The following is an 11214-nucleotide window of genomic DNA, read 5'->3' as shown; positions in this document are numbered from 1 at the left end:
TTCGTCCCGCATGGAGATCGCCGTGATCCTCCCGGAGACCGAGTCTGGCGGCGCGCGCGTCGTGGCCGAGCGACTCCGGTCCGTGGTGGCCCACTTCCTGTTCAAGCCGGAGTCGGCGGCTACCTCCCGTCCGGCCCTTCCGCTCAAGGCGACGGCGAGCGTGGGCCTGGCGGGATGTCCCGGCTCGGGGATCCGATCGGGGGCGGATCTGCTCGCCGTGGCCCGCAAGGGGATCGCGTCGGCACGCGCCGAGGGAGGCGACCGGGTCGCCTCGGCCGTGTAGGTCGGGCGCTGCGGGAGCCGCGGTAGCCGTGTCGCACCGGCGCCGGGATTCGGCGATCCGGCGTGTTATTCTCTCTCGGTCGGCGCGCACACCGGGGGCGGATTTGCGCGCGGGAGTCCTCGTGACGAAGTCGACCCTTCCGATGCTCCTTCTCGCCTCGTTGATCCTGCCCGCTCCCGCCCGCGCCACGGCGCCGCAGGTCCTCCCGTTCGCGGAGGTCCGCGCCGGCATGAAGGGGACGGGCCGGACCGTGTTCTCCGGAACCGGGATCGAGGAATTTGAGGTCGAGATCCTGGGAACCCTGCCCAACATCGGCCCCGGACAGAACCTGATCCTCGGCAAGCTGAGCGGCGGTCCCCTGGCGAGCACCGGCGTGCTCGCGGGGATGAGCGGGAGCCCGGTGTTCGTGGACGGCAAGCTCATCGGAGCCGTGGCGTACAGTTGGGGGTTCTCCAAAGAGCCGATCGCGGGGATCACCCCGATCGAGGAGATGCTGGCGGCCGCGGCGCGCGGTGAGGGGGCCGCGGGGGGGACCAAGGCGGGGGCCGCGCTCGACCGCGCGGCGCTCCGCCGCCTCCTTTCGCCGGAGGCCGCTGCCGCCTTCTTCCCCGAAGGGATCCTCGCGCGGCTTCCTCGACCGGCCTCGGGCTCCCCGGTCCCGGTGCCGCTCTCGGTGGCCGGAATCGGGGTTCCAGGGATCGATCGGATCGCTCCTTTCCTCTCCCGGGCGGGGTTCTCGCCGATGCAGGGAGGAGGCGGGGGCCGCGCTCCGGCACCCTCTCCGCCGCTCGCGCCGGGCTCGGCCGTCGGGATCAAGCTGTGCCGCGGCGACCTGGACATCACCGCCACGGGGACGGTGACCTGGGTGGACGGCGAGCGCGTCATGGCGTTCGGTCACCCGCTCCTCGGGCTCGGGCCCGTGGACATGCCGCTCACGGGAGCGCGCGCCGAGGTGCTTCTTCCGAGCCTTCAGGAATCCGCGCGGATGGCGACACCGCTGTCGGAGATCGGCGCGTTCCGACAGGACCGCGTGTCCGGGATCTTCGGCACGATCGGGGCGGCTCCCAGGATGATCCCGGTCCGTCTCGAGCTTCGATCCCGCGGAGGATCGACGGAGACGTTCTCGTTCGACATGGCCCGCGACCCCCTGCTCGCGCCGCTGATCCTCTACGCGGGCCTCAACGCGATCCTCGCCAACGAGGAGCGGGTGTCCGGCAACATCACGCTCCGGATCGGCGAAGGCTCCGTGATCAAGCTGGACGGGCTCGACGACGTGGAGCTGGACAACCTCTACGCCGGGCCGACGGCTTCGTTCCTCGCGACGGGCATCCCGGCGTACATCCTCTACCTCCTTCTGAACGGCGACTGGGTGCCCCCTCGCGTCGAGGGGATCAACCTGATCCTCGACTACGACGCGGAGCCGCACTCGGGAAGGATCCGGCGGGTGGGGCTCGACCGCTACACCGCGCGCCCGGGAGAGAAGGTGGAGGTCTCGGTGGTCGTCACGCCCTACCGTGGCGGCGAGCAGGTCCTGAAGCGCGAATTCGAGATCCCGCCGGAAACGCCGCCGGGCCCCCTCCAGCTCTTCGTGGGGGACGCGGGCGGTCTGAGCCGGGTGGAGGGGGCCGGCGAGTCCGACGCGATGCCCCGCGACATCGCGCAGCTCGTGAAGCTCGTCAACCAGCTCCGCCGCAACGACCGCGTATACGTGCTCGGGACCCGGGAGGATTCCGGGGTCGTCGTCGACGGAGAGCGCCTGCCGTCCCTTCCCCCCTCGGCGCTGAGCATCCTGCTCAGGCCGAGGAGCCGCGGGAACTTCACGGTCGTGCAGCGCCGGGCGCTGCTCGAGGAGGAGATCCCCTGCGACTTCGACGTGGACGGACTCGCTCGCGTCCAGCTCGACGTGGAGGCGCCATGACGCCCCGCACGCCGCGATCGCTTCTCGTCCGCGCCGCGCTGCTCCCCGCCGCGCTGGCCGCGGCGGCGCTCGCGCACCTCCCGGCGGGAGCGGTCCACACGCGCATCTGGTCCCCCAGCGCGTTCGACCTTGAGCGCGGCGACGCCGACGGCGTCGCGGTGACGACGCGGGGACGGCTGTTCCTGGTCCCGCGATTCGCCTCTCTCGGCGGACCCCGCCTCGCCGGAACTCCGGCCCACGTCTGGTCGGCGGCCGCCGACCCGTCGGGGAACGTGATCCTGGGCACCGGTCCCGAGGGACGTGTCATCAAGGTCACGCCCGCCGGCGTCGCGAGCGTCCTATTCACCACGGCGGACACGATGGTCACCTCCCTCGCGTTCCTTCCCGGTGGGGACCTCCTGGCCGGCACGGCTCCTGGAGGGAAGATCTACCGGATCGGCCCCTCGGGGAAGGGCAGCGTCTGGTGCGAGACCGGCGAGCGATACGTCTGGTCGCTCGCGATCGCCCCGGACGGCACGGTGTTCGCGGGCACGGGCGAGCAGGGGATCCTGCTCAAGATCGACCGCACCGGAAAGGCCGAGCCGTTCTTCGACAGCGACGAGGCCCACCTCGTCTCGCTGGCGCTGCTCCCCGGCGGCGGACTGATCGCCGGAGGGGCCGGGCGCGGGCTCGTCTACCGGATCGATGGCGAGGGACACGCCCGAATCCTCCACGACGACGAGCTACCCGAGGCCCGCGCCGTCGCGATCGCGCCCGACGGAGCGGTCTACGCGGCGCTCCTCGGGCCGCCCGAGGCCGAGCCTCGAGCGCCCGCGGTGCGCATCCAGGTCGCGGGCGGAGCGGAGATCGGCGCCTCGCCCGACCACGTCGGGGACCTTCAGGAGCGGCCCGGACCGACCCTCGAAGGGGTCATCGAGGGGCTGCCGGCCGCGCGCGAGGAACGCGGGCGTGGGGTTCGCGGGAAGGTGATCCGCATCGCTCCGGACGGGACCGACACCGAGATCTGGCGCTCCTCGATCGAGGCCCCGTTCTGCCTGCTCCTCGACAAGGAAGGCCGGGTCCTGTTCGGCGCGGGAGAGCCCGCCCGGCTCTACCGGTCCGAGGCCCCCGACGAGGTGGCGCTGGTCGCGTCCTTCCCCGAAGGGCAGGTCACGGGCCTTCTCGCGGCGGGAGGTGCCGTCGTGGCGGCGACCAGCAATCCTGCCGCGGCGTTCCGCATGGAGGGCGAGGCGCGGGAGGCAGGGGTCTACGTCTCCCGTCCCTTCGACGCGGGGACGCTCGCGCGTTGGGGGACGATCCGTTGGCTCGCGGAGGGCGCTCCGGGGCGGGCCGAGTTCTACACCCGCACCGGGAACACGGGGGATCCCGACGCGACCTGGTCGGCGTGGAGCCCCGCGCTCACCGATCCCGCGGGAAGCAAGGTGACGAATCCCGACGGCCGATTCGTCCAATGGCGGGCGCGTCTCGCGGGCGGCGACGCGGCCGGGTCGCGGGTCTCCTCGGCGTCGATCAGCTTCGCGCCGGTCAACCGCTCCCCCGCGCTTCGGGAGCTCGTCCTCGAGGCGCCGAAGCTCTCCGTGTCGGGCAAGGCGACGTTTCGATTCGGCGTCGCCGATCCCGACGGGGATCCCGTGTCCGTCGAGATCCGGTACCGCAAGCTGGGGGACGAGGCGTTCGCCGTCGCCGCTCGTGTCGAGTCGATCGAGACCGCCACGGGAGCGGGGGACGAGGACGAGGCGGCCTTCAAGGACGGCAAGGCGGTTTGGGACACCGCCTCGGTGTCCGAAGGCGTCTACGAGGTGCGCGCGATCGCGAGCGATCGCGCGGCCAACTTCCCGGACGAGGGGAAGGAAAGGCCCTCCTCTCCGCCGCTCCACGTCACGGTGGACCGGACGCCGCCGGTCATCGAGGCGCGCAGGATCGAGGGAGGCGCGGTCGAGGTCAAGGCGACCGACGCGCTCTCCCCGGTCAACCGGCTCGAGGCCATGAGGGACGGAAAGGTGGTGTTTCAGGCCCGTCCGATGGACGGGGTCTCGGACTCGCGGGAGGAAGTCTATAGGATCGCGGCCGTCGACCTCGGCTCCGGGACCGGCGCGGTCCAATCGCTCCGGGTGCTCGACGACGCCGGGAACGTCGCGGAGACGCCCGTCCCGGCTCCGTGAGCCCGCCCCGACTGGAGGCACCAAGATGAGGCCACGGCGAAGGCGATGGCGCGGATCGACGATCCTGCTGCTCCTCGCGCTGGGGGCGACCGCGGCCACCTGCTCCGGCCCCGCGCCGGGGCAAGGGCACGCGTCGGTGGTCCGGGCGGCGCTCGGCGCCTATCCGGCCTCGCTTTCGCTGATCGGAAAGACCGACGCCGCGTCCAACGTCATCGCGAAGCTCGTGACCGACAGCCCGTTCCAGTACGACGCCACGCTCGCGCTCCGTCCCCGACTCGCGCGCTCCTTCGAGATCTCGCAGGACGGGAAGGTGGTCACGCTTCACCTGCGCGACGGCGTCAAGTGGCAGGACGGCGCGCCGCTCACCGCCGGCGACGTGGTGTTCACGGTCCGCAAGGTGCGCGATCCGAAGACCGAGGCGCGGTCGTACATCGGCCAGTTCGCGAACCTCGTGTCCATCGAGGCCGTCGACCCGCTCACGGTCCGAGCCGTTTACTCCTCCCCTTACGCGGACGTCCTCGACTCGTGGACCCTTCCGATCATCCCGGAGCACCTCGCGGGCCGCGACCCGGACCTCCTCACGGGCGAATTCGCGCGGCACCCGGTCGGGTGCGGGCCGTTCCGGCTCGTCAAGGCGGAGTCAGGGCGCGAGATCGTGCTCGAGGCCAACGCCGGCTACTGGGACGGGCGCCCCCTCCTCGACCGGATCGTGCTCGACGCGCTGCCCGACGAGCGCACCGCCTACCAGGCGCTCCTTCGCGGTGACCTCGATCTCCTGACGGTGTCCGGGGACACGTTTCGCGCGTCGGCCTCGGCCCCCGAGGCCTCCCGTTTCCGGCGCTTCGTCTCCTACCCGATGAGCACCTGGTACGTGGCCTGGAACGAGAACGGGCAACACCCGTTCTTCGGGGACCCCCGTGTGCGGCGCGCGATGGTCCTCGCCCTCGACCGAGAGCGGTTCATCCGGACCGTGCTCGGAGGATTCGCCAGGGTGGCGACGCTGACCTACCATCCCGACTCGCCTTGGAACGACCCTTCGATCGCCCCGTGGCCGTATGATCCGGCGGAGGCGGCGCGCCTCCTCGACGAGGCGGGCTTCAACACCGACGCGAGCGGCTCCCGCTCGAAGGACGGGCGCCCTTTCGCGTTCACGCTGATGATCTCGGTGGGGACCCAAGAGATGACCGACCGGATCGCCGCATGGATCCAGCAATCCCTGGCGAAGATCGGCATCGCCATGAGCATCGAGAAGCTCGAATGGAAGACCTTTCTCGAGCGACGGCGCGCGCGCCAGTTCGATGCGCTGATGCTCAGCCTGATCCTCTCCCCCGCCCCGGACCAGTTCGAGCTGTACCACTCCTCGGCGCGCGAGAATGGGATGAACTTCATGGGCCTCGCGGACCCGGAGGTGGACCGGCTCGTGGAGGAGGGGCGGACGACGTTCGAGCCGGCGGCGCGCAAGACCCTCTACGCCCGCTTGCAGGCGCGCCTGCACGAGCTCGAGCCGCTCTCCTGCCTGTTCTACTTCGCGGCCCCCACGCTGGTGGACGCCCGGCTCGCGGGGGTCAAACCGTCGCCGCTCGGGCTGTGGGTGGTCTACCCGGGACCCCGGCAGTGGGCCTTCGCTCCCGGCGCCCCGGCGGGCGGCGGGAGCTGAGCGTTGCTCCGTCTTGCCGGCCGCCGGTTGATCACCGCCGCGGCGACGCTGCTCATCGTCGGCCTGGTGGTGTTCGCGCTGGCGGGAATGTCGCCGGGAGATCCGGCTTCCTCCGAGGGCGGCGAGGAGGGGCTCGCGCGCGTCTCACCGGAGCAGCGTGCGGAGATCAAGGCGCTGTACCACCTCGACGAGCCGATCCTGGTGCGGTTCGCGCTCTGGCTCCGTGACGTGGGCGAAGGAAACCTCGGGTGGTCGTTTCACGACCGCCGCCCGGTGTCCGAGAAGATCGCCGAGCGCCTGCCGGTGACGCTCTCGCTGAACCTGGTCTCGATCACGCTCATGCTGGGCGTCGCGGTGCCACTCGGGGCGGCGGCGGCCGCGCGCCGGGGAAGCTGGGTCGACCGCGCCACCGGCGCAGCGAGCTATGCCCTCTACTCGGTCCCGGCGTTCTGGACGGCGTTGCTGCTCCAAATCGTCTTCTCGGTCCGCCTGCGATGGCTTCCTCTGCACGGACTGGCCTCGCCGGACGCCGACGCCTGGGGGATTCCCGCGCGGCTCCTGGACGGGTTCGCGCACCTTCTGCTTCCCGCGGTGTGCCTCGCCTATCCGGGGATCGCGTACGTGTCCCGCTTCGTGCGAGGGACCCTCGTCGACAGCGGGCTCGCCGAGGCGGGGCGTGCCGCGAGGGCGCGGGGCCTCTCCCGGAGCGCGGTGCTGATCCGCCACGGGTTCCGGCAGGCGTCGGTCCCACTGCTCACCCTCGCCGGGTTCCTGCTGCCGGCGCTCGTTGGGGGTTCGGTGATCATCGAGACGATCTTCGCGATCCCCGGACTTGGGCGCCTCTACGTCGAGGCGATGTTCGAGCGGGACGTACCGGTGATCATGGGTCTGACGCTCTTGTCCGGAGCGGCGACCCTCGCGGGAATCCTCGTCGCGGACCTCGCGTATGCGGCCGCCGATCCGAGGGTCCGCCGTGGCTAGGAGGCGGAGCGGCCTCGCCGGCGGCGCCCTCGTCCTCGGGGGGATGGCGGTCGTCGGCCTCCTCGCGCCGCTCCTCGCAAGCGAGAAGCCGTTGCTCGAGCGGGGCTCTCGCGGTCTCCGATCTCCGGCGCTCCTTGTCGCCGTGGGCTTTTCGGCACCTTTCGACCCCTCGGCGCGGGTCATCCTTCGAGCGCCGGTACCGCACGCTCCGTACGACGTGGATCTCGAAGCCGTGCTCGCGTCGCCGTCTCGGGAGCACTGGCTCGGGACGGACGGCCTCGGACGGGACCTCACGGCGCGGCTCATTCACGGAGCGCGGGTCTCCCTCTCGGTCGGGCTGCTGACCGCGTCGCTCGCGCTGCTGGTGGGCGTGCCGCTCGGGGCCCTCGCCGGTTACCGGGGCGGGACCTTCGACGCCGTGGTCTCGCGGGGCATCGAGGCGTTCCTCTGCTTCCCGAGCCTTCTCCTCGCCCTGGCCCTCCTCGCCGCGTCGCCCGCCTGGCTGGCCGCCCTCCCGGACGGGCTGCGCGTCGCGATCGTCCTCGGCGTGACCGGGTGGACCACGGTCGCCCGGTACCTGCGCGGAGAGTTCCTCAGGCTCAAGGGATCCGAGATCGTGGAGGCCGCCCGGGCGTCCGGGGCCGGCCACCTGCGGATCGCGGTCCGACACGTGCTCCCCTCGGCCCTCGCCCCCGTGCTCGTGACGGCGGCGTTCGCGGTAGGGGCAGCGATCCTCCTCGAGGCCGCCCTTTCGTTCCTCGGCCTCGGCGTGAGGCCACCCACCGCGTCCTGGGGCGGTTTGCTGACCGAGGCCCGCGTGCACGTCGAGAGCGCATGGTGGCTCGCCCTTTTCCCGGGAATCGCGCTCTTCGCCGCCGTTCTAGCCTGCAACCTGGTCGGTGAGGGGATCCGAGACCTCCTGGACCCGCGGGCTCGGGAGACCCCCTGAGGTGTCGGAGACCTCGGCGCGGCGCGGCCCCCACCTCCGTCGGGTCCCCCTCGAGGTCCGGTGGCTCATCGAACTCCTCGTTGCCCTCGGGGTCGCGTGGGCGGCGGTCGAGGTCGGCACCCGCCGTCTTGCGATCCCGTGGACCGTTCTCGGCGCCTCGATGGAGCCCACGCTTCGGCCGGGCGACCGCGTGATCGTGAACCTGTGGACCTATCGGGGACGCGCCCCGAAGCCGGGTGAGGTGGCCCTGCTCGTCGGACCGGGCGACACGCCCCTGATCAAGCGGGTCGCTCGGGCACCCGTGCCGCCCCCGGTCCTTCCCGCCGGCACCCTCGACCCGGAGGATCGCGGGTCGGAGAGAATCTGGGTTCTTGGGGACAATCCGGAGGAAAGCGCGGACAGCCGCCTCTTCGGGGCGGTCCCGGTGGGGAGGTTCCGCGGGAAGGTCGAGTTCCGTTACTGGCCCCTATCGAGATTGGGGCGCGTCCGATAGGTCAGCGGAGGCGCCCCTTGGGGTTGAGGCTTCCGGTGCGGTAACCCTCGAGGTCGAGCGCCACGAACCGGAAACCGGCGGCCTTGACCACGTCGACGACACGGCGGCGGACCTCCGGATCGGCGATGCGCCGGTCCCCGAGGGGGTCGAGCTCGAGCCGTGCGACTTCGCCGTGGTAACGGACCCGGACCTGGCCGAAGCCGAGGTCCTGGAGGGCCGTCTCGGCTCGGGCGATCTGACCCAAACGCTCCGTCGTGACCTCGATGCCGACGGGGATTCGCGACGACAGGCAGGCACTCGCGGGCTTGTCCTTGATCCTCAGCCCCGCGCCGGCGGCCAGCGCTCGGACGTCCTCCTTCGTCAGCCCCGCTTCGAGCAGCGGGGCGAGCACGCGGTGCTCCGCGGCGGCGCGCATTCCCGGACGGAAATCCCCCTGATCGTCGGCGATGGCGCCAAAGGCTACCGCCCCGAGCCCGCGGTCCGCCGCGATTCGGTCGAGTGCGTCAAAAAGGGCAGCGCGGCAGTGATAGCAGCGATCGCCGGCGTTGGCCCTGTACTCGGGCCGGTCCATTTCCCCCGGATCGACCTCTTGGTGGGAGACCCTGAGCGATTCGGCGATCTCCCCGGCGTCGGAGCGATCCTGCGGGGGCAGGGAAGCCGAACGCCCGGTCACAGCAAGTACCCGGTCCCTCCCGAGTGCCTCGACCGCCAGTGCGAGGAGGACCGCCGAGTCCACCCCGCCCGAGAATGCCACGAGCACGCTCCCGGCTCCTCGAAGCTCGTCGAGAGCTTTTTGCTTTTTGGCAATTAATGTAGGGTCCAAATTTTGCCCGTGCCCGAAACCCAGCCCTGTGGCTGGTAAGCCTTCCGACCGGCCAACCCCTCTCCATCCTAGCACTTTGCCAGATGTCGCCTGCGGTCCTGGGGACCGCAGGTCGTCGGGAGTTGCGCCTTGACAAGGCCGGACGATCACCGTACATGAACCCTGCCCCAAGGGGGGGAACCGTGTACCGTGCTGTCCTTTTAGAATGGAGTCTCCCTTTCACGAACCGTTGTGTCTCTTTCACCACGACGCAGGAGGAGGGTGAGGGTATGCACAGTCGTTTTCTCGCTGGCTGGAAGGGCCTGGTGCTGGCCGCAGCCGTCGCGAGCCTGGTCCTGCTGCCCATGACGGGGGCCCTGGCCGCCGCGGGTACCGAAAAACCCGCGGGAGGTGCCCAGGGATTCGCCTCGGCCACGGGTGACCCGGACAGGATCAAGCTCCCGACGCTGTACCCCCGGGCGAACTATCAGTGGCCCTACGCCACCGGTCCCTTCTACGGGGCGGTGGAAAACCCGCAGACGCCGGCCAAAGGCGTTCTCCGGCTCGCCGTCGGCTCGTTCGACGCGAGCGTCGGGATTCCGAGCATCCCGCAGGAGCTGCGGACGACCGTCAAGCTCGACAGGCAGTCATCGCAGTACTTCCTTCTGCAGGTCGACCCGGCGACGTTGGGCGACGGATCGTTCGACCGACTCAGGGACGGCATCGTCTCCGGCGGCGGTGCGGTGGTCGAGAGCCTGAGCGGTGGAGCCTTCCTGGTGCGCCTCACGGCTGCGACGTACGGCGTGCTTCAGGGTCAACCGGGCGTGCAACTCGTCGAGCCCTACCACCCGGCGTTCAGGCTCTCGCCGTACATCGGCAGGGTCCCGCTCGCCGATCCGGTGAAGGCCCTTTCGAGCGTCTACTCCCTCGACATCCAGCTGTTCCCCGGGGAAGACGCGAGCGCGGTCGCCCGCGAAATCGCGGCCCTCGGCGGCAACGTCACCGCGGTCTGGACGGACGAGATCAAGGCCGACGTCAACCGGGACAAGCTGGCGGACGTCGCGAGCCTCGAGCCCGTGAAGATGGTCTTCGAGTCGGTCCCGGTCTGGCTGTGGGGTGAGGAAACCACCACCACGATGCAGACCGGCCACTGGAACCTGGGCGCGATCCCCTACCACGACGCGGGGATCAACGGCGGCGGCAACGGCCTCGCCACCGCGCAGGTCATGATGGAGCTCGACAACGGCATCCAGCTCGATGCCGGCGATCTTTCGGACACGTTCACGTCGTCGGGCACTCCCGGACTCGCGCACCGCAAGGTGAGCGGGTACGTGGCGACCACCGCCTTCGGCGGCTCGGGCGACCTGCTCGGTTGCGACGCGCCACCGCAGGGTGGCACGACTCACGGCCAGATGGTGGCCGCCACGGCGCTCGGCAACGGGACCGCCACCGCGTCCGGCTACGGCGGCACCTGGTACGCTCCCGACCCGAACACCGGAAGGCGCTGGAAACTGGACGGCGTCGCCCCGAAGGCGCGGCTCATCGCGTACGACGGCCAGGTGACGAGCAGTTTCACGGCGTGCGGGGCGGTGAACGCCACCACCACGGTCGGCGATCTCACACCGGGTAATCTCTACACACCGGGACAGGCCTGCGCCAATCCGGTTCCGGCTACGGCGGGAAGCCTCTGCGACGCGTACGGCTTCTTCGCCGCCACGGCCAGCGACCCGCGGACCTTCGTCCTCGCGTGGGGCACGTCGGCCAACCCGGTCTACGGAACCTTCGCCTCCAAGGTCGACTCCTTCCTGTTCGACCACAACGACGCGATGGTGTTCATCGCGGCGGGGGACGATTCGAAGGACACGGACCGCAACTCGATCCCGGATCCCGGGACGGTCTCCGATCCCGCGTCCGCCAAGAACGCCGTCGTGGTCGGCGGCGCCGACAACGCGAACGACGGCGGCCTCGA

9 protein-coding genes are annotated in these 11214 nt (G+C 71.0%); 8 read left to right on the top strand and 1 reads right to left on the bottom strand.

Annotated features, from left to right (window positions below):
- The 7 genes from LAO51_18225 to LAO51_18195 form a co-directional block, all read left to right on the top strand.
- The coding region (locus LAO51_18225) for a hypothetical protein (GenBank protein ID MBZ5640679.1) at positions 1 to 283 on the top strand (283 nt) is incomplete at its 5' end.
- A 121-nt stretch (positions 284 to 404) separates the two neighbouring features.
- A complete protein-coding gene (locus LAO51_18220; protein MBZ5640678.1) occupies positions 405 to 2201 on the top strand; it encodes a hypothetical protein in 1797 nt (598 codons plus the stop codon).
- Complete coding sequence (locus tag LAO51_18215; protein ID MBZ5640677.1) at positions 2198 to 4363, top strand: hypothetical protein; 2166 nt, start codon at positions 2198 to 2200, stop codon at positions 4361 to 4363. The genes LAO51_18220 and LAO51_18215 overlap by 4 nt, the downstream gene beginning before the upstream one ends.
- 25 nt (positions 4364 to 4388) lie before the next feature.
- Positions 4389 to 6020: a hypothetical protein gene (locus LAO51_18210; GenBank protein MBZ5640676.1), complete on the top strand. Its 1632-nt coding sequence runs from the start codon at positions 4389 to 4391 to the stop codon at positions 6018 to 6020.
- Positions 6021 to 6023: 3 nt separating this feature from the next.
- The gene (locus LAO51_18205) at positions 6024 to 7001 is read left to right on the top strand and encodes an ABC transporter permease (GenBank protein ID MBZ5640675.1); all 978 of its coding nucleotides are present in this window, start codon (positions 6024 to 6026) and stop codon (positions 6999 to 7001) included.
- A gap of 43 nt (positions 7002 to 7044) precedes the next feature.
- Complete coding sequence (locus LAO51_18200) at positions 7045 to 7950, top strand: ABC transporter permease (GenBank protein ID MBZ5640674.1); 906 nt, start codon at positions 7045 to 7047, stop codon at positions 7948 to 7950.
- Between the two features lies 1 nt (position 7951).
- A complete protein-coding gene (locus LAO51_18195; protein MBZ5640673.1) occupies positions 7952 to 8443 on the top strand; it encodes a S26 family signal peptidase in 492 nt (163 codons plus the stop codon).
- A 1-nt stretch (position 8444) separates the two neighbouring features.
- On the opposite strand, the gene larE is transcribed toward LAO51_18195, so the two are convergent.
- Positions 8445 to 9251, bottom strand: a complete 807-nt coding sequence (larE, locus tag LAO51_18190; GenBank protein ID MBZ5640672.1) for an ATP-dependent sacrificial sulfur transferase LarE — start codon at positions 9249 to 9251, stop codon at positions 8445 to 8447.
- A 284-nt stretch (positions 9252 to 9535) separates the two neighbouring features.
- Between larE and LAO51_18185 the strand changes: the two genes are divergently transcribed.
- The coding region (locus tag LAO51_18185; protein MBZ5640671.1) for a S8 family serine peptidase at positions 9536 to 11214 on the top strand (1679 nt) is incomplete at its 3' end.

The sequence above is a fragment of the Terriglobia bacterium genome (assembly GCA_020073205.1).
Lineage (GTDB): Bacteria > Acidobacteriota > Polarisedimenticolia > Polarisedimenticolales > JAIQFR01 > JAIQFR01.
This window is presented reverse-complemented; position numbering and strand designations above follow the sequence as displayed.

Coding starts and splice junctions, on each gene's coding strand:
- LAO51_18215 (MBZ5640677.1), top strand. CDS start 2,198: ATGACGCCCCGCACGCCGCGATCGCTTCTCGTCCGCGCCGCGCTGCTC.
- LAO51_18210 (MBZ5640676.1), top strand. CDS start 4,389: ATGAGGCCACGGCGAAGGCGATGGCGCGGATCGACGATCCTGCTGCTC.
- LAO51_18200 (MBZ5640674.1), top strand. CDS start 7,045: ATGGCGGTCGTCGGCCTCCTCGCGCCGCTCCTCGCAAGCGAGAAGCCG.